Annotated in this window: 19 protein-coding genes; 13 read left to right on the top strand and 6 right to left on the bottom strand. The window is 49.1% G+C overall.

Translation table 11 applies throughout. The features are described 5' to 3' along the window. The first annotated feature begins 78 nt into the window (after nucleotides 1-78). Entirely contained in the window at nucleotides 79-714 is a 636-nt protein-coding gene (azoRB, locus tag AC2CGA_RS07975; protein ID WP_003151719.1) for an FMN-dependent NADH-azoreductase AzoRB, read from the top strand. A 45-nt stretch (nucleotides 715-759) separates the two neighbouring features. Here azoRB and AC2CGA_RS07970 read toward each other — a convergent pair whose 3' ends face one another. Next, nucleotides 760-1,800 carry an oxidoreductase gene (locus tag AC2CGA_RS07970; RefSeq protein ID WP_057080215.1) on the bottom strand — a complete coding sequence of 347 codons (1,041 nt, stop codon included), beginning with the start codon at nucleotides 1,798-1,800 and terminating at the stop codon, nucleotides 760-762. 138 nt (nucleotides 1,801-1,938) lie between these two features. Here AC2CGA_RS07970 and csoR point away from each other — a divergent pair, with 138 nt between their 5' ends. The 6 genes from csoR (at nucleotide 1,939) to AC2CGA_RS07940 (ending at nucleotide 8,498) form a co-directional block, all read left to right on the top strand. Then, nucleotides 1,939-2,244, top strand: coding sequence for a copper-sensing transcriptional repressor CsoR (gene csoR / locus AC2CGA_RS07965; RefSeq protein ID WP_003151723.1), 306 nt, complete (start codon nucleotides 1,939-1,941; stop codon nucleotides 2,242-2,244). A gap of 75 nt (nucleotides 2,245-2,319) precedes the next feature. Continuing rightward, a complete protein-coding gene (copZ, locus tag AC2CGA_RS07960; protein WP_015240581.1) occupies nucleotides 2,320-2,526 on the top strand; it encodes a copper chaperone CopZ in 207 nt (68 codons plus the stop codon). Between the two features lie 83 nt (nucleotides 2,527-2,609). After that, nucleotides 2,610-5,039 (top strand): heavy metal translocating P-type ATPase, encoded by a 2,430-nt coding sequence (locus AC2CGA_RS07955; protein WP_095315457.1) that lies wholly within the window; start codon nucleotides 2,610-2,612, stop codon nucleotides 5,037-5,039. A 149-nt stretch (nucleotides 5,040-5,188) separates the two neighbouring features. Next, the gene (locus tag AC2CGA_RS07950) at nucleotides 5,189-7,300 is read left to right on the top strand and encodes a heavy metal translocating P-type ATPase (protein ID WP_303302621.1); all 2,112 of its coding nucleotides are present in this window, start codon (nucleotides 5,189-5,191) and stop codon (nucleotides 7,298-7,300) included. Between the two features lie 117 nt (nucleotides 7,301-7,417). After that, nucleotides 7,418-8,089: a disulfide bond formation protein BdbD gene (gene bdbD / locus AC2CGA_RS07945; RefSeq protein ID WP_230639636.1), complete on the top strand. Its 672-nt coding sequence runs from the start codon at nucleotides 7,418-7,420 to the stop codon at nucleotides 8,087-8,089. Continuing rightward, nucleotides 8,079-8,498, top strand: coding sequence for a disulfide oxidoreductase (locus AC2CGA_RS07940; RefSeq protein WP_007410015.1), 420 nt, complete (start codon nucleotides 8,079-8,081; stop codon nucleotides 8,496-8,498). The genes bdbD and AC2CGA_RS07940 overlap by 11 nt, the downstream gene beginning before the upstream one ends. 33 nt (nucleotides 8,499-8,531) lie before the next feature. On the opposite strand, the gene AC2CGA_RS07935 is transcribed toward AC2CGA_RS07940, so the two are convergent. After that, entirely contained in the window at nucleotides 8,532-9,332 is an 801-nt protein-coding gene (locus tag AC2CGA_RS07935; protein WP_024085792.1) for a zinc-dependent metalloprotease, read from the bottom strand. 222 nt (nucleotides 9,333-9,554) lie between these two features. Between AC2CGA_RS07935 and AC2CGA_RS07930 the strand changes: the two genes are divergently transcribed. The 5 genes from AC2CGA_RS07930 to AC2CGA_RS07910 all read left to right on the top strand — a co-directional run bounded on the left by AC2CGA_RS07930 (nucleotide 9,555) and on the right by AC2CGA_RS07910 (nucleotide 18,734). Next, on the top strand, nucleotides 9,555-10,163 hold the full coding sequence (locus AC2CGA_RS07930) for a trimeric intracellular cation channel family protein (protein ID WP_003151732.1): 609 nt from the start codon (nucleotides 9,555-9,557) through the stop codon (nucleotides 10,161-10,163). Nucleotides 10,164-10,335: 172 nt separating this feature from the next. Beyond that, nucleotides 10,336-12,651: an RNA polymerase recycling motor HelD gene (gene helD / locus AC2CGA_RS07925; RefSeq protein WP_484480162.1), complete on the top strand. Its 2,316-nt coding sequence runs from the start codon at nucleotides 10,336-10,338 to the stop codon at nucleotides 12,649-12,651. Nucleotides 12,652-12,825: 174 nt separating this feature from the next. Further along, the gene (locus AC2CGA_RS07920) at nucleotides 12,826-14,634 is read left to right on the top strand and encodes an assimilatory sulfite reductase (NADPH) flavoprotein subunit (RefSeq protein WP_044052904.1); all 1,809 of its coding nucleotides are present in this window, start codon (nucleotides 12,826-12,828) and stop codon (nucleotides 14,632-14,634) included. A gap of 27 nt (nucleotides 14,635-14,661) precedes the next feature. Further along, nucleotides 14,662-16,377, top strand: a complete 1,716-nt coding sequence (cysI, locus tag AC2CGA_RS07915; RefSeq protein ID WP_484480161.1) for an assimilatory sulfite reductase (NADPH) hemoprotein subunit — start codon at nucleotides 14,662-14,664, stop codon at nucleotides 16,375-16,377. 341 nt (nucleotides 16,378-16,718) lie between these two features. Beyond that, nucleotides 16,719-18,734: a Na+/H+ antiporter gene (locus AC2CGA_RS07910; RefSeq protein WP_003151737.1), complete on the top strand. Its 2,016-nt coding sequence runs from the start codon at nucleotides 16,719-16,721 to the stop codon at nucleotides 18,732-18,734. Nucleotides 18,735-18,770: 36 nt separating this feature from the next. Here AC2CGA_RS07910 and AC2CGA_RS07905 read toward each other — a convergent pair whose 3' ends face one another. Continuing rightward, a complete protein-coding gene (locus AC2CGA_RS07905) occupies nucleotides 18,771-19,256 on the bottom strand; it encodes a hypothetical protein (RefSeq protein WP_003151740.1) in 486 nt (161 codons plus the stop codon). Nucleotides 19,257-19,477: 221 nt separating this feature from the next. Between AC2CGA_RS07905 and AC2CGA_RS07900 the strand changes: the two genes are divergently transcribed. After that, complete coding sequence (locus AC2CGA_RS07900) at nucleotides 19,478-20,308, top strand: aldo/keto reductase (RefSeq protein WP_007410023.1); 831 nt, start codon at nucleotides 19,478-19,480, stop codon at nucleotides 20,306-20,308. Nucleotides 20,309-20,340: 32 nt separating this feature from the next. Here AC2CGA_RS07900 and AC2CGA_RS07895 read toward each other — a convergent pair whose 3' ends face one another. From AC2CGA_RS07895 to AC2CGA_RS07885, 3 genes are read right to left on the bottom strand one after another with little or no spacing between them, the layout of a single operon-like run. After that, nucleotides 20,341-21,486, bottom strand: a complete 1,146-nt coding sequence (locus AC2CGA_RS07895; RefSeq protein ID WP_003151747.1) for an ABC transporter permease — start codon at nucleotides 21,484-21,486, stop codon at nucleotides 20,341-20,343. A 1-nt stretch (nucleotide 21,487) separates the two neighbouring features. Then, the gene (locus AC2CGA_RS07890) at nucleotides 21,488-22,582 is read right to left on the bottom strand and encodes an ABC transporter permease (RefSeq protein ID WP_484480160.1); all 1,095 of its coding nucleotides are present in this window, start codon (nucleotides 22,580-22,582) and stop codon (nucleotides 21,488-21,490) included. Nucleotides 22,583-22,605: 23 nt separating this feature from the next. Then, a complete protein-coding gene (locus tag AC2CGA_RS07885) occupies nucleotides 22,606-23,541 on the bottom strand; it encodes an ABC transporter ATP-binding protein (protein WP_069448978.1) in 936 nt (311 codons plus the stop codon). Between the last annotated feature and the right edge of the window lie 24 nt (nucleotides 23,542-23,565).

The raw sequence follows: 23,565 nt of genomic DNA, 5'->3' as shown, positions 1-23,565 counted from the left end.
AGAACTGATCAGTATAAAAAAACATTCATATTTCATAATAAATGTGTGTGTAATTTGAAAACGAAAGGGCTGTTTACAATGGCAAAAGTACTTTATATCACTGCTCATCCTCATGATGAAAAGACATCTTACAGCATGGCGACAGGAAAAGCGTTTATCGATTCTTATAAAGAATCAAACCCGAATGATGAGGTTGTACATATCGACCTTTACAAAGAGAACATTCCTCATATCGACGCGGATGTATTCAGCGGCTGGGGAAAACTTCAATCAGGCACAGGATTTGAAGAGCTTTCTGAAAACGAAAAAGCGAAAGTCGGCCGTCTGAACGAGCTGAGCGATCAATTCGCGTCAGCTGACAAATACGTATTCGTCACACCGCTTTGGAACTTCTCATTCCCGCCTGTTATGAAAGCGTACCTTGATTCTGTGGCTGTAGCCGGAAAATCATTCAAATATACAGAGCAAGGCCCGATCGGTCTGTTGACTGACAAAAAAGCGCTCCACATTCAGGCGCGCGGAGGCTATTACTCTGAAGGCCCGGCGGCTGACATGGAAATGGGCCACCGTTACATCGGCATCATGATGAACTTCTTCGGCGTTCCTTCTTTTGACGGTTTAATCGTTGAAGGCCATAATGCTGAACCGAATAAAGCACAGCAAATTAAAGAAGATGCGATTGCCCGCGCGAAAGAAGCCGGAAAATCATTCTGATCTTAAAAAAAACCTCCCCGCCGTACGGCGGGGAGGTTTTTTATATTAAAGGGCAATCGTCCGTTTTTGCTCGCTGCTTTTCATCGCCGCTTCAATGACACGGATGACATCGATGCCTTCTTTTGCCGTAACGGGAAGCTGTTTTCCGTTTAAGATGCTGTCCGCCAGCAGTTTGTAGTACGTAAGGTAAGAGCCGTTCTCAGAGGGGATTGTTTCTGTATGCCTTTTTTCATCCGCTGCGATTGTCAGCTCTCCGAAGTTGTCAGGGTCATCGGCGCCCCAGCTGTCGTCAATCGGCTTTTGGCCGGCTGAAAGCGCCTCTTCCTGTCCGTCCTTTCCGTATTTGATAAAGCTTGCATTCCGTCCGTGAATCTGATAGCGCGGGCCGTTTGCCGCATTCATAGAGCCGGATTGAAGAATGACCTGAAGTTTGCCGTAATGGAGCGCGGCCAGAAAATAATCGACGGTTTCACTGTTGTCCCGCTGTTTCATCACATGTGCCGTGACGGATTCCGGCATTCCGAAAAGCAGGAGTGTCTGGTCAATAATATGTGAACCGAGATCATACAGCGTTCCCGTGGCGGGTCCGCTTTTTTCGCGCCATCTTTCTTGGACAACCGGATTGTACAGATCGTAGTTGACTTGATATGTATGAATGTCTTGAAGCGCCCCGTCCCGAATCAGCTTTTGTATCGTTAAAAAGTCATTGTCCCAGCGCCGGTTGTGGTACACGCTCAGTAAGACGCCTTTATCTTCAGCCGTTCTTCTCAGTTCCTCCGCTTCTGCTGAAGTCGCCGTCATCGGTTTTTCCACGACGGTGTGTTTTCCCGCCAGGAGACATTTCATCGCTGATTCATAATGCATTCCGCTCGGTGTCGTGACGATGACGAGGTCAATGTCAGGATCACCGGTAATGTCTTCAATCGCGCGCACGGCTTCAGCCCCCGGCAGATCACGTTTGACCTCCTCCGTTCTGGACGTCATGACTTTTTTGATCTGATAATCATCAAGGACGTCCAAAAGCGGCGCATGAAAGACTTTACCCGACAAACCATATCCCAATATGCCAACCTGTATCGTTTTCAATGAATTTCCCCCTCTTGATATGTGATAACATTATATACCCCGCGGGTGTACTGGTAAAACTTGTGTGTTGAAAATTTTTTACACCGGATTTTCAAGTCTGTATAATGAAGATAACGAAGAAAAAAACCGAGGTGGAAAATGGACAAACATACCGAGCATCAATCGTTAAATCATAAAAGCGCCAAAGAAAAAGACCAGATCCTGAACCGGCTGAAACGGATTGAAGGCCAAGTCAGGGGCATTCAGAATATGGTGGATAACGAACGATACTGCGTGGATATTCTCGTGCAGATTTCAGCCGTGCAGGCGGCCATGCAGAAAGTCGCGTTTCATCTGCTGGAAGATCACGCCCATCACTGCGTAGCCGGCGCCATTGAGAGCGGAAACGGGGAGCAGGCGATTGCCGAGCTGCTTGACGTTGTGAAAAAAATCGCAAAATCGTAAAATAAAATGTTTTGAAATACCCTACAGGGGTATGGTAACATGAAGAAGAAAAAACAAGACGTGGAGGGAATCATCATGGAACAAAAAACACTGCAAGTGGAAGGCATGTCCTGTCAGCACTGCGTAAAAGCAGTAGAGACCGGAGTGGGAGAACTGAACGGAGTGACGGCGGTTCAGGTGAAATTGGAAGCCGGACAGGTGGATGTGACGTTTGATGAGAACAAAGTCTCCGTATCAGATATAAAAGACGCAATTGAAGATCAAGGGTATGACGTCGTATAAGGTTTATCGCGCTGCGGGAACGGGCGCGGTTTTCTTTTATCATAATTATACCCCCGTGGGGTTTATGAAGAGAGATGAGGACATTGAGTGAACCGAAAGAAATGACCATTCAAGTGGGGGGCATGACATGCGCCGCCTGCGCTTCAAGAATTGAAAAAGGGCTGAAACGGATGGACGGCGTCAATGACGCTTCAGTCAATCTTGCGCTTGAGACCTCAAATATTTCTTATCAGCCTGACAAAATCGAAGCTGGCGCCATAAAGGATAAAATTGAAAAACTCGGCTATCACGTCGTGACGGAAAAAGCCGAGTTTCAGATTGAAGGCATGACGTGCGCCGCTTGCGCCAACCGGATTGAAAAGCGCCTGAACAAAACAGAGGGCGTTGTGAGCGCACCGGTGAATTTCGCCCTGGAAACAGTCACCGTTGAATACAATCCGAAAGAGGTGACGCCGAAAGAGCTGAAAGAGACCGTGGCAAAACTCGGCTACCGATTAGACGGGAAGAAAGCGGTTGATGGAGACGGCGGATTATCCCAAAAGGAGAAAGAGCAGCGAAAGCAGCTGATCAGGCTCATATTTTCTGCCGTTCTCTCCTTTCCGCTTTTATGGTCGATGGTCAGCCATTTTTCTTTTACTTCTTTTATCTGGATGCCGGATATCCTGATGAATCCGTGGCTGCAATTTGCGCTTGCCACCCCGGTGCAGCTCGTCATCGGCTGGCCTTTTTATACGGGAGCGTACAAGGCGCTGAGAAACAAAAGCGCCAATATGGATGTTCTCGTTGCGCTCGGAACGACGGCCGCTTACGCATACAGCCTGTACATGACGATTGCGTCTCTCGGGCGAGACGGACATGCTGAGGGGCTTTATTATGAAACGAGCGCCATTTTGCTGACTTTGATATTGCTTGGAAAGCTTTTAGAGATGAAAGCAAAAGGCCGCTCATCAGAAGCGATTAAAAAGCTAATGAAGCTTCAGGCGAAGACGGCGGCGGTTGAGCGGGACGGCAAAGTACAGGTGATTCCGATTGACGAGGTCCGGACGGGGGATATCGTATACGTGAAACCTGGAGAACGCGTTCCTGTCGATGGCGAAGTGATTGAAGGCCATTCCGCGATTGATGAATCGATGATTACGGGAGAGAGCATGCCTGTCGATAAGTCTCCCGGAAGCACCGTCACAGGGGCGACGATCAATGCAAACGGCTTTCTCAAAATCAGAGCGGTGAATGTCGGGAAAGATACCGCGCTTGCACACATTATTAAAATCGTGGAAGAAGCCCAAGGATCAAAAGCCCCCATTCAGCGGCTCGCGGATCACATTTCAGGCATTTTCGTCCCGATTGTGCTGGGGCTGGCCGTGCTGACTTTTCTCATTTGGTATGTATGGGCGGCGCCGGGACAGTTTTCTGAAGCGATCGGCAAATTCATCGCCGTGCTTGTCATTGCCTGTCCGTGCGCACTGGGGCTCGCCACTCCGACGAGCATTATGGCGGGCTCCGGCCGTGCAGCTGAATTCGGCATTCTCTTTAAAGGCGGGGAGCATCTAGAAAAGACCCAGCGTCTGACGACCATCGTACTGGATAAAACCGGAACGGTGACAAACGGCAGACCGGTGCTGACAGACGCCGTACCGGCAGATGAAATGAACGAAGAGGAACTCCTGCGGCTGGCGGCAGCCGCCGAAACGGGATCAGAGCACCCGCTCGGAGAAGCCATCGTGTCAGGAGCCGAAAAACGGGAGATTGCCATCCCGAAAATCACCCGGTTCCAAGCCCGGATCGGTTCCGGAATCTATGCCGAGGCTGACGGCAGAACGATTCTTGCCGGATCAAGACGGCTGATGGAATCAGAACACATTGAACATGAGGCACTGCTTCCGCACATGGCCCGCTTGGAGGCGGAAGGGAAAACGGTGATGATTATTGCGGCAGACGGCAAAGCGGCGGGGCTTATCGCAGTCGCCGATACGATCAAGGAAACATCTCCGGCCGCGGTGAAACGTCTGAATGATATGGGGCTTGACGTCATCATGATGACCGGTGACAACAAAAAGACCGCGGAGGCCATTGCAAAAGCCGCGGGCATCGGCAGCGTGATCGCCGAAGTGCTTCCCGAACAAAAGGCGGCGGAAATTTCCCGGCTGCAAAAAGAAGGCCGGCGCGTGGCGATGGTCGGTGACGGCATCAATGATGCTCCGGCGCTGGCTGTGGCCGATATCGGAATGGCCATCGGCACCGGCACCGATATCGCAATGGAAGCAGCGGACATTACGCTGATCCGCGGAGACCTGAACGGCATTGCCGACGCCATCGGCATGAGCCGGCTGACTATGAGAAACATCAAGCAGAATTTAGGATGGGCATTGGGCTACAACAGCATCGGCATTCCGATTGCGGCAGCCGGCTTTCTGGCTCCGTGGGTGGCAGGCGCCGCCATGGCGTTCAGCTCGGTATCGGTCGTGCTTAATGCTTTGCGTTTACAGAAGGTGAAAAAAGACAAAATCGGCTGATGCCGGTTTTGTCTTTTTTATTGACACTTTATTCAAAGCCTGCATATAATAGAGAAAACACTTATATGAGTATATGTTCATATATATAAATTCGTTTACCTGTATTGATGTTATGGGAATCCTATTACGGAAAGTAGGGTGAGTCGAAAATGAAAGCAGCCAAAGGTGAATTTGTATTAGACGGACTTGATTGCAGCAACTGTGCAAAAAAAATAGAAAACGGCGTAAAAGCCATTGACGGCATAGACGGCTGTGCTGTCAATTTTGCGGCAAGCACCATCACGGTCTCAGCCGGCGGGAAAAACGAGCAATGGATGAAAGATGAAGTCACGAAAAAAGTAAAGTCCATTGATCCTCATGTGACCGTTCGTTCGAAGCACGAAGACAAACCCGGTGAGGATGAATACCGCAAAAAGCTGCAGCTGATGTTAGTGAGATTGGCGGCGGGCGCCGTTTTGGCCGTCATCGCTTACTTCGCGCACACGGGCGCCGTCCTTGAGTTTCTGCTCTTTTTTGCTTCATATTTGATCATCGGCGGCGATATCGTAGCCAGAGCGGGAAAAAATATTGTCCGCGGCCAGGTATTTGATGAGCATTTTCTGATGGCGCTTGCCACAATCGGCGCATTTATCATTCATCAATATCCGGAAGGCGTCGCGGTCATGCTGTTCTACCAAATCGGTGAATTGTTTCAGGGAGCGGCCGTCAGCCGATCCAGAAAATCGATCAGCGCGTTATTGGACATCCGTCCTGAGTACGCCAATGTGAAAACGGAAAACGGCATGGCTGCCGTTCCCCCGCAGGACGTCAAAGTCGGACAGGTCATCATCGTGAATCCCGGAGAACGGATTCCGCTGGACGGAAAGGTGCTGAGCGGTTCCTCGATGGTTGATACATCCGCTTTAACGGGCGAATCCGTGCCGAGAAAAGCGGAGCCGGGGCAAGATGTGATGGCCGGATTTATGAATCAGAACGGCGTGCTTCATATTGAAACCTCTAAAGGATATGAAGACTCTGCCGTGTCAAAAATATTGGATCTGGTCGAAAATGCGGCCGGGCGTAAAGCGAAAACGGAAAACTTTATTACGAAGTTTGCCAAGTACTATACACCGGCCGTTGTCATTGTTGCGGTGCTTCTCGCCTTTTTACCGCCGCTTCTCGTGCCTTCAGCCGCACTATCCGACTGGGTGTACCGCGCGCTGATTTTCCTTGTGATTTCTTGTCCGTGCGCACTCGTCGTCTCCATTCCGCTCGGGTTTTTCGGCGGTATCGGAGCTGCGTCTAAAGCAGGGGTGCTCGTGAAAGGCAGCAACTATTTAGAAGCGCTCAATCAGGTGGCATACGCCGTGTTTGATAAAACGGGAACCTTAACGAAAGGCAATTTCGCCGTTACTGATATCAAGCCGGCGGCAGGGTTTACGAATGACAGCCTGCTTCATGCAGCCGCGCTTGCAGAAGTCCATTCCAATCATCCGATTGCTTCTTCCATACGTGAGGCTTACAATCAACCGCTCGCGGCTGAGGAGATTGAAGAATATGAAGAAATACCCGGACACGGCATTCGGGTGAAAACCGGCGGATCAACGATTTTGGCCGGAAATCAAAAACTGCTGGCAAAAGAACAAATCGCTTTCGGCACAGCTGAAAACAACGGAACCGTCGTTTATGTCGCCGTGGATCAGCAGTATGCGGGGGCGATCGTGATCGCCGATGAAATCAAAGAGGACGCCAAACAGGCCATTGCCAATTTAAAAGCGCTCGGCGTGAAGCGGACAGTGATGCTGACGGGTGATTCAAAGCAGACCGGAGAAGCTGTCGGCCGAGAGCTCGGTATTGATGACGTGTACACAGAGCTTTTGCCGGGTGACAAGGTAGACCGCGTCGAAGAACTTGAAGCGGCGCTTTCACCGAATGAAAAACTGATGTTCGTCGGCGACGGGATTAATGATACGCCTGTGCTTGCCAGAGCTGACATCGGAGCTGCCATGGGGGCTCTCGGTTCTGATGCCGCCGTCGAAGCGGCCGATGTCGTCCTGATGACAGACCAGCCGTCAAAAGCAGCCGAAGCCATCCGGATTGCACGCCGCACACGCCGGATCGTCTGGCAGAACATCGGATTTGCTTTAGGCGTAAAAATCATTTTTCTCTTGCTTGGCGCATTCGGATTCGCCACCATGTGGGAAGCGGTCTTTTCAGATGTAGGCGTCACGCTGATCGCCGTTGCCAACGCGATGCGCGTCATGAGAGTGAAAGCGGAATAATTGTCAAAGATAATTCGTTTTTCAGGGTTTTCTTAAACAAGGTTGTCTTGGTAAAATAGAGAAGCGGGCCATCCGGCATCCGCTTCTTTTTTATTTTAAAAACAATGAGGTGTCTGAGTGAAAAAGAAACAATCGTCTGCGAAATTTGCGGTGATTCTGACGTTAATCGTTGTCGTTTTATTTGCGGCCATCGTAATTATTAACAACCAAACGGAAAAAGCGGGCGAAACAGTCGCCGAACAGCCTTCCATTAAAGGACAGCCCGTGCTCGGCAAAGACAGCGCGCCTGTTACGGTAGTTGAATTCGGAGATTACAAATGTCCGTCATGCAAAGTATTTAACAGCGATATCTTTCCGAAAATCAAAAAAGATTTTATCGATAAAGGCGACGTGAAATTTTCATTTGTGAACGTCATGTACCACGGAAGCGGCTCGCGTCTGGCGGCTCTTGCTTCAGAAGAGGTGTGGAAGGAAGACCCGGCATCATTCTGGGCTTTTCATGAGAAGCTGTTTGAAGAGCAGCCGTCAAGCGAACAGGAATGGGTCACGCCTGCATTGCTTGAAAAAACGGTCAAAAGCACCGCGAAAAAGGTTGATCCTGACAAGCTGAAGGAAAACCTTGATAAAGAAACCTTCGCAAAAGAGCTGAAAGCTGACACTGACCTGAATGATAAATTAAATATCACGGCGACACCGACGATTTACGTAAATGACAAAGTGATTAAAGACTTCTCTGATTATGAGGAGATTTCAAAAACGATTAAGAAAGAGCTGAAAAATGAAAAATAGAATCGTATTTTTATATGCTTCTTGGGTGATAGCTCTTGCTGCCATGCTCGGCAGCCTTTATTTCAGCGAGATCAGAAAATTCATACCGTGCGAGCTGTGCTGGTATCAAAGAATTCTCATGTACCCGCTTGTCCTGATTTTAGGAATCGCCACCTTCCAGGGTGACACGCGCGTGAAAAAATATGTGCTGCCGATGGCCGTCATCGGCGCGTTTATATCGATCATGCATTACCTTGAGCAGAAGGTGCCCGGTTTCAGCGGCATCAAGCCGTGTGTGTACGGCGTGCCTTGCTCATCTGAATATATTAACTGGTTCGGTTTCATTACCATTCCTTTCTTGGCATTGACGGCATTTATTCTCATTATTATCTGCATGTGTTTTGTCAAAACGGAACGCACGGCAAAATAAAGAGCCTGCTCCATGGGAGCGGCTCTTTTTCTATTATTTGTACCAAGCTTTGTTTGTCGCAATCTGTCTGTTATGGGAGCTGTCCCAAATATCAACGGAATAGGCATAATCATAATTCATGACGCAGCGGATGCCGCTGCCTTGGGCGTCATGCTGAAGTCCGAAGTTATGGGAAAACTCGTGCTGTGCCGCTTTCGCCGTGTTGGCCGTTCCTTGATCAAGGTTCACGCTGAAAGCCGGGCCGCTCGGTTTGCCGTTATATACATACGCGATACCGCCGGCGTCAAAACTCGATTTTGCGGTAAAACCGACGACGAAATGATAATTTTGATTTCTGAAGCTGCTTTGGAGATTCGATAAAATCTGAGAACTGTTTGAGCCGGAAGAATTCCAAGCCTGCACGGCCTGTACGACGAAATCAATGTTATGATCACGGTTAAAAGCGACATCCGCCTGCTCCACGATCTGGACGATTCGCGTTTGCCAGTCGCTGTATTTGGCGCGGTATTCAGCGTCCGCCACCGCCAGCACTCTGACCTTCTGGCTGCCCGTGCTGGCTTTAGTTGAGGCTTTATCCTGACTGACATTGGCATTGAATCGTTTCGTGCCGGCCTGCTTGCCGTTCTCATCCAGAATTTTTGTGTCAACCGTCTGTTCAACTTGGACCGGGCCTTTCAGATCTTTAAAATGATCGGCTTTCGGAAGCGGGTCCGTATACACCGTTTTCGCCGGCTCCGCATGAGTGTGCGAATGCGTATGGCTTTCGGCTGACGGCAGGCCGGGAATTAATCCGGCGGCCAATAAAACAGGAAAAACAAGTGAACTGATTTTCATCTCATAACCCCCTTTTTGTTAGAGAAAGTATTCAATGAAACTCCTAATAAACCTTCCATTAAAGTATAAAATAGGAAAATATTCTTGCTTTCAGCCGTTGCGGATGAGGTTGTCCCGGATCAGGAATCAGAATCTTTCAAAAATAAGGTTGATTTTAAGAGAAAGCGATTATAAAATCTAATGGTCGTCAGAAAATTTAACAAATAAAAAGGAGCATATGGAATGGCCTGGGAGCTGCTTAGTGTAATCGGCATCATTGCGTTTGCGGTCAGCGGAGCGATTGTTGCGATGGAAGAGGAGTATGATATTTTAGGCGTGTATATCTTGGGGATTGTAACGGCGTTCGGCGGCGGAGCCATCCGAAACCTGCTGATCGGTGTTCCGGTCTCCGCCTTGTGGGAGCAAGGCGCGTTTTTTCAAATCGCTCTCGCATCAGTTACGATTGTCTTTTTGTTTCCGAAGCTGCTGTTAAGGCATTGGAGTAAATGGGGCAACCTATCCGATGCCATCGGGCTTTCGGCGTTTGCCATCCAAGGCGCTTTATATGCCGTGAAAATGGGCCACCCGCTCAGTGCGGTGATTGCGGCAGCGGTCCTGACCGGCAGCGGGGGCGGCATCATACGGGATCTGCTCGCGGGCAGAAAGCCGCTTGTGCTCAAGGCGGAAATTTATGCAGTCTGGGCCGCGCTCGGAGGGTTAATCGTGGGCCTCGGCTGGGCCGGGGATGCCGCCGGTTTGTATGTGCTGTTTCTTGTGCTTGTGGCATGCCGCATCTGCAGTTATGTGTTCAGGTGGCGCCTGCCGATTCGTTCCTATCATATAGAACAGTAAAAAAACCGATTTCACAAACGAAATCGGTTTTTTTGCATAACGGCTTCTGATAAAAAAAGACGCCCGATATGATAAGAAAAAGGGTATTTGACCATAATGCTGAATAATATGTTGCATATATGTTTGTATGATGAAAGCCGGACTTGTCAGCTTGATGTCGGAGGTGCCGCTGATGGCAAAACGTGATAAAGAATGGAAAGAAGAGCAGGAAAGAATCAATTTTGTCATGAAGGAATTGGAACAGAAACAAACTCATCTTGAAGCCTCATCGGGCGGATTGAAGCAGGATATTGTCGGCCTGAGAAAAACGTTTTGGGATGATGTCACCGTGAATATGGATGACGCCCATGAAGCGGCTGAGACATTTTCAAGCATTAAACAGCAGGCGGAAATGCTTTCAGAACGTGAACGGACGCATCGGCTTCAATACCGGCAGCTTCAAAAAATCCAAAAGCTGAAAACCTCTCCTTACTTCGGCCGTGTCGATTTTACGGAAAAAGGGGAGTCCTCTTCCGAGCGGATTTATATCGGGCTGACTTCTTTAATGGATGAAAACAACGAGCAATTTCTCATTTATGATTGGCGCGCGCCCATCTCATCTCTTTACTATCAATATTCCCCGGGAAAAGCCCGCTATGAAGTTCCGGAAGAAACGATAGAGGGAGACATCACACTGAAGCGGCAGTTCATCATTAAAAACGGGACGCTTAAAGCGATGTTTAACACGGATATGACGATTGGTGACGAAATGCTGCAAGAGGTGCTGAGCGGCCATTCCGGACAGCATATGAAAAATATCGTGTCGACCATCCAAAAAGAACAGAACGAGATCATCCGGGATGAAAAAAGCAAATATCTCATCGTTCAGGGAGCCGCCGGAAGCGGGAAAACATCCGCGGCGCTTCAGCGGGCCGCTTACTTGCTGTACCGCGGGCGCGGGGTGCTTGATGCCCGTCAGATTGTATTGTTTTCCCCGAACATTTTGTTCAACAGTTATGTGTCCGCCGTATTGCCGGAATTGGGAGAAGAGAATATGGAGCAGGCCACCTTTCAGGAATATATCATCCGCCGTCTCGGACGAAAGTTTGATTGTGAAAGCCCGTACGAGCAGCTTGAATATTGCCTGACTGAACAAAACCAGGACGCACTTTCCGTAAGGCTCGCAGCCATTGCTTACAAAGCGTCGTCAGCTTTCCAGGCCCTGATTGACCGCTATGCCGGGTCGCTTTCGGTCTCCGGCCTGATATGTAAACAGATCAGCTTTCGGGGAGACATCCTGATTTCAAAAGAGCGGATTGAAGCCTATTTTTATTCGCTTGATCAGCAGCTGCCGATTCCGAACAGAGCGGAGCTGACGGCGGAATGGCTTCTCGCGGAAATCAGCGTTCTCGAAAAAAAGGAGCGTAAGAAGGAATGGGTCTTGCAGGAGAGCGAGCTGCTTGATAAGGAAGACTATGCTGAGGTTTATCAAACACTCAAGAAGCAGGCGGCAGATGATGAACCTGCATTTGACGACCATCAGCGCGAACAGCGCCTGCTTGGCGCCATTATTGTCGGCAAAGCCTTTAAACCGATTAAGCAGGCCGTCAGACGGCTCGGCTTTCTCGATATAAAACGGATGTATCTCCGGCTGTTTTCAGACTGGGGAGCTGATGAAAAGCCCGATCATTGGGAGAGCATCGGCGCTTTGACCGGAAACGCATTTGCAGAACGGTCGCTTCCGTATGAAGATGCCGCTCCGTATCTGTATTTGCAGGATCTGTTAGAAGGAAAGAGAAAAAACACACAAATGAAGCACGTCTTCATTGATGAAGCGCAGGATTATTCCCCATTTCAGCTCACGTATATTCAAACCATCTTCCCGGCGGCAAAGATGACGGTGCTCGGTGATGTCAGCCAGTCGATTTATGCCCATACCATTACGGGCCCTTCTTCCCTCGCCGGCTGCTTTCGCAATGGTGCAGAAAAGTATGTCAGCCTGAAGCGGACTTACAGATCGACGCGGCAGATTGTTGAATTTACGAAAGCGCTGCTGGCTGACGGCGATGACATTGAGCCTTTTAACCGGAACGGGGAAAAACCGCGTGTTTTGCGGACGGATACAGAAAATGCGCGGCGGGAACAATTGGCGGATACAATCCGGGAGCTCAGACAAAAAGGCTGGGAGACGGTCGCTGTCATCTGCAAAACGGCCGCGGAAGCCAAAAAAGTGTTTCAGACAGTCAGCGCCGAGAGCGGTGTCCGTTTAATCAATAAAGAAAACCAGCCTTTTCAAAAAGGGGTATGCGTCATTCCCGTTTATTTGGCAAAAGGCATTGAGTTTGACGCCGTCATTGCCGCTGACGCCTCTGCTGCCCAGTACAATAGCGAACATGACCGTAAGCTGTTATATACGGCCTGTACGCGGGCGATGCATCATTTGACCGTATTGTCTCCGGGAGAACCCTCTCCTTTTATAAAAGAAGTGCCCGCCGGCTTATTCGTATAAGCCCTTTGCTGAGTGCAAAGGGCTTTTTATCATTAGTAATCTTAATCGTTGTCATCATGATTATATATTTTACTTACATACAAACTTTCGGTAAAGTTTCAATTAGAATATTATTTTGACAATTCCTATAGAAATAACGTACGTTACGTTTAATTCCTTGTGAGGTGGATATCGTTGCAACTTCAGGTCATGAACAGTCCGTTTAATCAGGAGCAGGCAGAGCTCCTTAACCGCCTTCTGCCGACCTTGACAGAATCACAGAAAATCTGGCTGAGCGGCTATTTGGCTGCGGCCCGGTCCGAATCCGGTGAAACAGCCGCGCCCGCTGCTCAGGCTCCTGCTGAAAGCCCGGCAGTCTCGAAAGAAGTGACCGTATTATACGGATCGCAAACGGGAAATGCGGAAGGTCTTGCGAAACAGACGGTAAAGACGCTTGAGGAACGGGGATTCCAGGTCACCGTCGCGTCGATGAACGATTTTAAGCCGAATAATCTGAAAAAAGTAAACAATTTACTGATCGTGGTGAGCACACACGGAGAAGGCGATCCGCCGGATAACGCGCTGGCCTTTCATGAATTTCTTCACGGCAGACGCGCGCCGAAGCTTGAAGAGCTCCGTTACTCCGTTTTGGCGCTCGGGGACAGCTCGTATGAATTTTTCTGCCAGACCGGCAAAGAGTTTGACGAGCGTCTTCAAGAGCTCGGCGGCACCCAGCTTGCGCCGCGGGTTGATTGCGATCTTGATTATGATGAGCCGTTTTCGGAATGGCTTGACGCGGTCATCGGCGGTTTGAACGAAGGAGCGGGAAATCAAACAGCCGAAGCGCCTGCCGAGACGCCCGCTCTCGGTGAATCCGTTTATTCCAGAACGAACCCGTTTCGGGCGGAGGTTCTTGAGAACATCAATCTGAACGGACGCGGTTCAAATAAAGAAACACGTCATCTCGAGCTTTCGCTTGAAGGATCGGGCCTCGCGTATCAGCCCGGAGACAGCCTCGGCATCTATCCGGAAAATGATCCGGCGCTCGTTGATGAGCTGATCAATGAGCTGAAATGGAATCCGGAACAGGAAGTGGCGGTGAATAAACAAGGAGAGCGCCGTCCGCTGAAAGACGCGCTTACTTCTCATTTTGAAATTACCGTCTTAACAAAGCCGCTTTTGCAAAAGGCCGCACAGTTTACGGCTGATCAAAAGCTGAGTGAACTTCTGGCCGAAGGAAACGAAGAGCAGCTGAAAGCATACACCAACGGCCGTGATCTGCTTGATCTCGTCCGGGATTTCGGTCCGTGGGAAGCTTCCGCGGAAGACTTTCTTTCGATCCTGCGTAAAATGCCGGCCCGGCTCTATTCGATCGCAAGCAGTTTAGAAGCGAATCCGGAAGAGGTGCATCTGACAATCGGAGCGGTCAGATATGACGCGCACGGCAGAGAACGCAAAGGCGTCTGCAGCATTCTTTGTGCGGAAAGACTCCAGCCGGGAGATACGCTTCCGATTTACATTCAGCACAACCAAAACTTCAAGCTGCCGGAAAATCCGGATACACCGATCATTATGGTCGGGCCGGGGACAGGCATCGCACCGTTCCGTTCCTTTATGCAGGAGCGTGAAGAAACCGGAGCTGAGGGGAAAACATGGCTGTTTTTCGGGGATCAGCACTTTGTCACTGATTTTCTGTACCAGACGGAATGGCAAAAATGGCTGCAAAACGGTGTTCTCACAAAAATGGACGTCGCTTTTTCCCGGGATTCGGAGGAAAAAGTATATGTGCAGCACCGCATGAAAGAACAAAGCAAAGAGCTGTATGAATGGCTGCAGCAGGGAGCCGCCGTATACATCTGCGGTGATGAACAGCATATGGCGCATGACGTGCACCAGGCGCTTCTCGATATCATTCAGGAAGAAGGCGGCATGAGCCGTGAAAAAGCGGAAAGCTTCCTGGCAGACATGCAGCAGAAAAAACGCTATCAGCGTGACGTATATTGATTTTGGTTTGAAAGGAGCTTATTCAGCATGGTGAACAACATTTTAAAAGCGCCGGAAGGCCCTCCAAGTGATGTTGAGGAAATTAAAGAAAAAAGCGATTATTTGCGCGGCACATTGAAAGAAGTCATGCTCGACCGGATTTCAGCCGGCATCCCGGACGATGACAACCGGCTGATGAAGCATCACGGAAGCTACTTGCAGGATGACCGCGATCTCCGTAATGAACGTCAAAAACAAAAGCTTGAACCGGCTTATCAGTTCATGCTGCGCGTCCGGATGCCAGGCGGCGTGTCAACTCCGGAACAATGGCTTGTCATGGATGAACTGGCGCAAAAATACGGAAACAATACATTGAAGCTGACAACGCGTGAAACGTTCCAAATGCACGGAATTTTAAAATGGAACATGAAAAAAACGATTCAGAAAATCAATGCGGCGCTGCTTGATACCATTGCGGCCTGCGGAGATGTCAACCGAAACGTCATGTGCGCTTCAAATCCGCACCAGTCTGAAATTCATGCGGAAGTATACGAATGGTCGAAGAAATTGAGCGATGACCTTCTTCCGCGCACGAGAGCCTATCATGAAATCTGGCTTGATGAGGAACGTGTGGCGGGAACTCCTGACACGGAAACGGAACCGATGTACGGGCCGCTGTATTTGCCGAGGAAATTCAAAATCGGAATCGCCGTGCCTCCGTCCAATGATATCGATGTCTTTTCTCAAGATCTCGGCTTCATTGCCATCGTGGAGGAAGGCCGTCTTATCGGGTTCAACGTGGCAATCGGCGGCGGTATGGGAATGACGCACGGCGATACGGCCACTTATCCGCAGCTTTCAAAAGTCATCGGCTTCTGCAAACCGGAGCAGCTGTATGATGTAGCGGAAAAAACCATTACGATTCAGCGCGATTACGGAAACCGTTCCGTCAGAAAGAATGCCAGATTCAAGTACACCGTTGACCGTCTCGGGCTGGAAAACGTAAAAACCGAGCTGGAAAACCGCCTCGGCTGGCAGCTGGATGAAGCAAAACCTTATCATTTTGACCATAACGGCGACCGTTACGGATGGGTGAAGGGCGTAAAAGGGAAATGGCACTTTACGATGTTCATCGAAGGCGGCCGCGTCACGGACTATGAGAATTATAAGCTGATGACGGGATTGCGTGAAATCGCCAAAGTCCATACGGGAGATTTCCGTCTCACCTCTAATCAAAACCTGATTATCGGCAATGTCTCGAGCCAGAAAAAGAAACAAATCAGCGCATTAATCGAACAATACGGTCTGACAGACGGCTGGCAGCATTCCGCCCTCCGCCGCAGTTCAATGGCTTGCGTCGCGCTTCCGACATGCGGGCTCGCCATGGCCGAAGCCGAGCGGTATCTGCCGAAGCTGATTGATAAGATTGAAGACATTGTTGACGAAAACGGGTTGCGGGATGAAGAAATCACCATCCGTATGACCGGGTGCCCGAATGGCTGCGCCCGCCATGCGCTTGGCGAAATCGGATTTATCGGAAAGGCGCCCGGAAAATATAATATGTATTTAGGAGCGGCGTTTGACGGCAGCCGTTTGAGCAAAATGTACCGGGAAAATATCGGTGAAGAGGAAATTCTGAATGAGCTTCGCACCATTCTCCCGCGCTACGCAAAAGAGCGTGAGGAAGGCGAACACTTCGGGGATTTCGTCATCCGCGCGGGCATCATTAAAGCGACGTCAGACGGCACGAATTTTCACGAATAAGATGAGCACTTAAAACCAAGGATAGAGACACACTGACAGTGCGTTCTCTATCTTGAGCGCATAAACGCTGCACCGCGTCATGAAACAGATGACGCAGCTTGCGAAAAAGCCTGTTTTCAGAGAAAACAGGCTTTTTCTTTTTCCGGAAAAAATGTAGCTGAAGGCAAAAAAAGTTCGCCGTGAGCGCGTTATGAGAAATTTTAAATAAAAACGGGTAAAATAAAAGAAGAATGGTTGCGTGCGGAAAATATATTGAATCTGCCCGATTATCGGCTCCGGCCTTTGACAAGGGCAGAGAACAGGCAATAATGATATGATGCAGCAGATGAAGGAGGTCAGCTTTGGACATATTTTTAGTCGTACTCGTACTTTTAACCATTATCGCGATCTCAAATATCGTAAATCGGTTTGTCCCCTTTATCCCGGTGCCTCTGATTCAGGTGGCGCTCGGTATCATTGCGGCGTCATTTCCGCAGGGGCTTCATTTTGAACTGAATACTGAATTGTTTTTTGTTTTGTTTATCGCGCCGCTGCTTTTTAATGATGGAAAACGGACGCCGCGTGCGGAACTTTGGAATTTAAGAGCGCCGATTCTGCTGCTTGCGCTCGGGCTTGTGTTTGCCACGGTGATTGTCGGCGGTTACACGATTCATTGGATGATTCCGAGCATTCCGCTGGCCGCCGCGTTCGGGCTGGCGGCGATTCTGTCACCGACTGATGTTGTCGCGGTCAGCGCACTGTCAGGGCGTGTGAAGATGCCAAAAGGCATTCTGCGTCTCCTTGAAGGAGAAGGGCTGATGAATGACGCATCCGGCCTGGTCGCTTTTAAATTTGCGATTGCGGCTGCCGTGACGGGCGCATTTTCGCTGGCGCAAGCCGCGTTCAGTTTCGTTCTGATTTCAGCCGGCGGTTTACTCAGCGGTGTCGTCATTTCTTTTTTGATTATCCGTTTCCGGCTGTTTATGCGGCGCCTCGGCATGCAGGATGTCACGATGCATATGCTGATTCAAATTCTGACGCCGTTCGTCATCTATCTCGCGGCTGAAGAAATCGGCGTTTCCGGCATTTTAGCGGTTGTGGCCGGCGGCATCACGCATGCGGTGGAGCAGGACCGTCTTGAATCAACGATGGTCAAACTGCAAATCGTCTCTTCAAGTACGTGGAATATTATTTTGTTCATTCTGAACGGTCTTGTTTTCGTTATTTTAGGTGCGCAAATACCGGATGTGGTTTCCGTCATCTTTAATGATACCGCGTTTAACAATATGATGGTCATCGGGTACATTATCGTCATTACGCTGACGTTAATGATTCTCAGGTTTTTGTGGGTGCTGTTTTTTTGGAACGGCAAGTGGTTTTTTAACAAGGATCAGAGCATTTATAAACCCGGCCTGCGCTCGACCCTGCTGATTTCGGTTTCAGGCGTCAGGGGAGCGGTCACGCTTGCGGGTTCCTTTTCCATTCCTTACGTGCTCTCTGACGGCTCACCGTTTCCTGAACGGAATTTGATTCTCTTTTTAGCCGCGGGCGTTATTTTGTGCACATTGGTGCTGGCGACAATCGTTCTGCCGATTTTGACAGATAAGCCGGAAGACAATGTGAAAGAAAAGAAAGTCAAATTGCTGACAGCGAGACGGAAGCTGATAAAGGCTGCCTTAACCGCCATTAAAGAAAATATGAATGAGTCAAACAAAACGGCTTCTTTTGCGGTCATTGCCGAATACAATGAGAAAATGAAAAATCTCAGGTTTCAGCAGTTCACCGTCAAAAACCGCACGAAAAAAGATGAGCGGAAAGTCCGCGCCCAAGGGATTCAGGCAGAACAGGAAGAATTGCTGCGGCTGATTGAGCGGGGCGACATACCGGAAGAAACGGCTGACAGCCTTCAGGAACGGTTTGATGAACTGGAAGTGCTTTATACGAACCCGTTTAAAGTCGGCTTATCTAAGAAAAAGCTGAAACGCCTGATGTACTGGATCTTTTTCGGCGAACATAAAAAGCCGGAAATGTCGATTTTAAATGAAGAAGGCCTCATTCGCTCCACAAGGGTTAAAACGGCAAAAGCGGCCATTGAAAGCCTGAAAAAACACATGACTGAAGAAAATAAAGATGTGACGCTTGCCGTCATTTCCTTTTACAATCACTTGATTTTCAGGCTGGGGCACTCGTATCATGAACAGAGTCCGAGCCGCCGTTTTGAAAATCAAAAACTCGAAATCAAACTGCGGGCCGTGCAGGCCATCCGCAACGAAATCCAAACATTATTCGAAGAGCGGGAAATTTCCCGCGACATGTCGCATGAGCTTCGCCAATACATCAATGATGTGGAAGCGGCCATGCTTGACGGGGATGAATAAAAAAAGTCCGGCATCTGTTCGCCGGACTTTTTTAGATTACGGACGATGGAATTCGACGTGATCGCCGTCGCGGTCAAACCAGCCTCTGAAGGCCCAGTTGATCCAGCCACCATCTCCTTTGTTGGTGAAGCTTCCGTCTTCAAACACCCAAATGCCGTACGTGATGCCGTCATAAACGGCGGAACCGTAAAACTGAACGCCGTTAAAATGATCTTCATATTCCTGGCTTAAATTAAACACCATGACATTATATTTTTGTCCGGAAGCGTAGAATGAAGATTCCATTAAGTTTTTGACGAAGCCGTCACGGTTTTGCGCCGACTTAATCGCGTCAGCAATCGAATTGCCGATGCCGAGCAGGTCAACGTCAATGTTTAATCCGACATCTTTTGCTGAGACATCTGATGTTTGCTGAGCCATGTTTTGAGGGGCCGGGTTTTCTTTTGCGGATACAAAGGACAGAGGAGTCAGAGACAAAGCGGCGCCAAGGGCAACGGACATCGGGATACGCATACGTTTCATATGATTTCCTCCTTCAATTGTGTGGTGGCTACAGTAGCGATTTACCCGGACAGTTACCCGATTAACCGTAATTTTTGAAAAATAGGAAAATAATAACGTCAGTGGTGCTTGGGCACTAAAGATGGTTTTTGTGATAACGATGAGCGTATAATTGGTTTCTTACGGCGGAAATGTGAGATAATAATAACCGTTTACATAATGACTAGAAAGGATGGTTCAACGTGGCAAAAAGCTTAAAAGATACTGTAAAGCTTCATAATGGCGTTGAAATGCCGTGGTTCGGCCTTGGCGTCTTCAAGGTGGAAAACGGAAGCGTAGCGGCGGACTCCGTCGAAGCGGCAATCAGAAACGGCTACCGCAGCATTGATACGGCGGCTATTTATAAAAATGAAGAGGGTGTCGGCGAAGGCATCAGAGCTGCGGGCGTTGCCAGAGAAGAGCTGTTCATCACGTCAAAAGTGTGGAATGAAGATCAAGGATACGAAACGACACTTGACGCGTTTGAGAAAAGCCTTGAGCGCCTCGGCCTCGATTACCTCGACCTTTACCTGATTCACTGGCCGGGCAAGGATAAATATAAAGACACATGGCGCGCTCTTGAAAAGCTGTACAAAGACGGAAAAATCCGCGCCATCGGCGTCAGCAACTTCCAAGTGCATCATTTAGAAGAACTGCTGAAAGATGCTGAAATCAAGCCGATGGTCAACCAGATTGAATTCCACCCGCGCCTGACTCAAAAAGAAGTAAGAGATTTCTGCAAAGCGCAGGGCATTCAAGTGGAAGCGTGGTCTCCATTGATGCAGGGACAGCTCCTCGATAACGAAGTGCTGTCACAAATTGCGGAAAAACATAACAAATCGGTTGCTCAAGTGATTTTGCGCTGGGATCTTCAGAACGAAGTCGTTACCATTCCGAAATCAATTAAAGAGCACCGCATCATAGAAAATGCCGATATTTTTGATTTCGAACTGTCACAGGAAGAAATGGAAAAGATCAGCGCATTGAACAAAGACGAGCGTGTCGGCCCGAATCCGGACGAGCTTCTGTTCTAAGAAAAAACAGCCCTTTACGGGGCTGTTTTTCTTTACATAAATGTCTGTGTCTGACGTTTTACGCTGAACCTGTATGCGGCTATTAATAACAGGGCGGCGGCGAAGGCTCCCAAAATGATGATGTTCAGCGTCAGGCTTTGGAGCGTGCGGCCGTGCTGCAATTGATCGACCGTATCAAGCACCCAGCGCTGAGGCAGAAATTCGGCGATTGTCTGCACTGTTTTCGGCATAATATTGCCCGGAAAAAAGCAGCCGGCGAGCAAGCATGTCGGTACAACGATCAAGTTCAAAAGCGCCGATGCCGAAGAGCTGCTGTTGGAAAAACCGACGGCAATAAAGGCGATCCCGATTGCGCTTAATGCAAACAGCATCATCAGGACGAACAGCTGCCACAGCGGGAATGACGGATGAATATGAAAAGCGGCGCCCATAAAGAGAACGGCGAATATAATTTGGACGGCCATGATAATGATATTCACTGCCGCATTCGCCAATACATACTGCTTTGACGTGATCGGCGTTGACAGAAGCCTGTAGTACGTCCTGTTTTCTCTCTCTTTAATCATCAGTTCCGTCAGGTTGCCGGCGGAATAGAGCATAATGATAATGAGATACCCGATGACTGAGTAAGTCATTTCTTTATGGTTCGAAGTATCTTTCAAAACAGCGGACTCCGTTTGAATCGGAGAATGCTTGAAATCGGCGTACATCGCCTGAAAGGCTTTCTCGTCTCCGCCGGAAGATTTGCCGATTGAGGCGGCGCTGTTCATATAATTGTACAAATAAGAGCTGACATATCCGGTGACCTGGGCGCCCTTCAGCGAGGTCATGCCGATGTGAGACGGTTTCCCGTCTTTTACGCTTTGGGAGAAGCCTTTTTCAAACGTAATGAGCGCCTCCATTTTTCCTGAAGCGATCTTTGATGAGGCGGACGCATCCGTTTCCTCCGAAATCTTCACATGATCCAGTCCTTTTAAAAACGTGACCGTATCCTGTGCCACTTCTCCGCCGTCCTGATCGAGAATGCCGATATTGAGCGTTTCGGCTCCGCCGTTGGCATTGGTCATGAAGGAGAGGAAGACGCCGATCAGCGGAGCCCCGATATAAAGAATGAGCTGTTTTTTGCTTTTTGTAATTCCTTTGAGAGTGTGTGCAAACAGCCACCAGAAGTTTTTCATATTACAGTCCCTCCCGTCTTTGAAACGTAAATGCGGCGATCAGCAAAAAGAGTGCCGCCAATGCTGTATTTAAACCGAGTGCAGGCCATGCCGCTGATACATCATTTGCGTAAATGATGTTGTTAATCGCCTTATTGATCCAGGATAAGGGCGACAGGGCGGAAATCCCCCCTCCTTCATATTTGTAATAGGCGCCGCCGATAATGGACATCACCTGCACGATGATGACGGTGATTAATCTGGCGCTTTCGGGTTTTCTGGTCAAATAGCTCAGGCTGAGCCCGAAGCTGACGGCCAAAAGAATTTCAGAAACGAGAATCAACAGCACAAGTCCCATGTGGCTGCCCCAGTTCGCTTTCAAGATAAATTTGCTGAAGGCGACAACGGCAAGAATCGTCAGAACATTCACAGCCAAAATGCCGAGCATCTTTCCAAGAAAGATATCGCTTTTCCGGAGCGGGGCGGCGATCAGGCGATCCGCGGTGTGCCGTATTCTTTCCCCGCGGAATAAGGAGCTTGCAAAAATCGAGGCGTACAGCCCGATCATCGTCGTCATGGATATCGCGTAAAAATCTTTCGCCTTCGGTTCTTTTGCTTTGTGTAAAGACGTCTGCTTCATATAATCGCTTTTGATTTGTCCGGCGGAAGGTGGCTTATGCGCCTTGTAAGCGGCGGCGCCTGCTTTGTATTGATTGGTAAAAGCGCTCAGCATGCCTTGGACGATCGTGCCGTTGATGCCGCTCCGGTCATTTGTATAGACTTGAAAACCGGTGTTTTTTACAGTGACGAAAGCATCCGCCTGATTTTCACGAACCTCGTTTTTGCCTTTTGCCTCCGTGTCCGCTTTTTGAAAATAGACATGCTCTTTTTTGGCGTTTTTCATAAACTCAGTAAAGTAATGAGAAAGTGTCCCGTTTGATTGGTCCGTATATACGACCTTGATGTTCCCGACCGTCACCTCTGAATCAAAGGCGTTTGATAATGCCGCGGTAAAAATCAGCATGAAGACGATCGGAAAAGCAAGCATGAAAATAAAAGTCCGTCTGTCGCGGAAACTGATTTTGATTTCTTTCCCGGCGATGTGCAGAATATTCATTTGCAATCCTCCTTCCAGTGGGGTCAGTCGCGCAGGCTTCTGCCTGTCAGCGTGAGAAATACCGTTTCTAAGTCAGGTGCCTGTTCCTGCAAGGAGCGGATTTCAATGCCTTTGTTCATGAAGTACCGGATCAGGCTGTTTAAATTGTTGACCCCTGTGTCAGAGCTGATTTTCACGCTGTTTTCTTCCAGTGCGGCGGCTCTGACGCCGGGCAGCTCCTGAATATCGCCGAGGCTGATGCCGTTTCGGGATGACAGCTCAATCACGACGTCCTTCGTGTCGGTAATGATGGAGGTCAGCTGTTCTTTTGTGCCTTCTGCGATGACTTTTCCGTGGTCGATGATGGCGATGCGCGTGCATATTTCTTCCACTTCCTCCATGTAGTGGCTCGTGTAGATGATCGTGCAGCCCATTTCATTCAGCTTTTTCACTGATTGCAGAATATAATTTCTTGATTGCGGGTCAATACCGACCGTCGGTTCATCCATGATGATCAGTTTCGGCCGGTGGGCAAGGGCGCAGGCGATATTAAGCCGGCGTTTCATTCCCCCGGAAAAATGCTTCGGCAAATATTTGTGTTTATCGCTCAAGCCGACGAATGTCAGGGCTTCCTCGACCCGTTCTTTCAGAGCCGCCCCTCTCAGGCCGTACAGACCTGCGAAGAACTTCACATTTTCATAGGCGTTTAATTCTTCGTAAATCGCGAGGTCCTGAGGGACGATGCCGATATTCATTTTCGTTGCTTTGCTATATTTGAAAATATCTTTTCCGAGAAACAGAATGTCACCGCCTGAAGGTTTTAAAAGACCTGAGATCATATTGATCGTCGTGCTTTTTCCGGCTCCGTTTGCGCCGAGAAACCCGAAAATCTCACCTTCTTTTACGGCAAGCGACATCTGGTCAACGGCGGCATAATCACCGAATTTCTTACTCAGCTGTTTGAGCTCCAAAATGTTCATGTTTCCACCTCTATGTCTTATGAT

This window comes from Bacillus sp. SYZHCR11 (genome assembly GCF_057196865.1).
The sequence above is the reverse complement of the archived record's forward strand: the minus strand, read 5'-3'. Positions and strand labels throughout refer to the sequence as shown.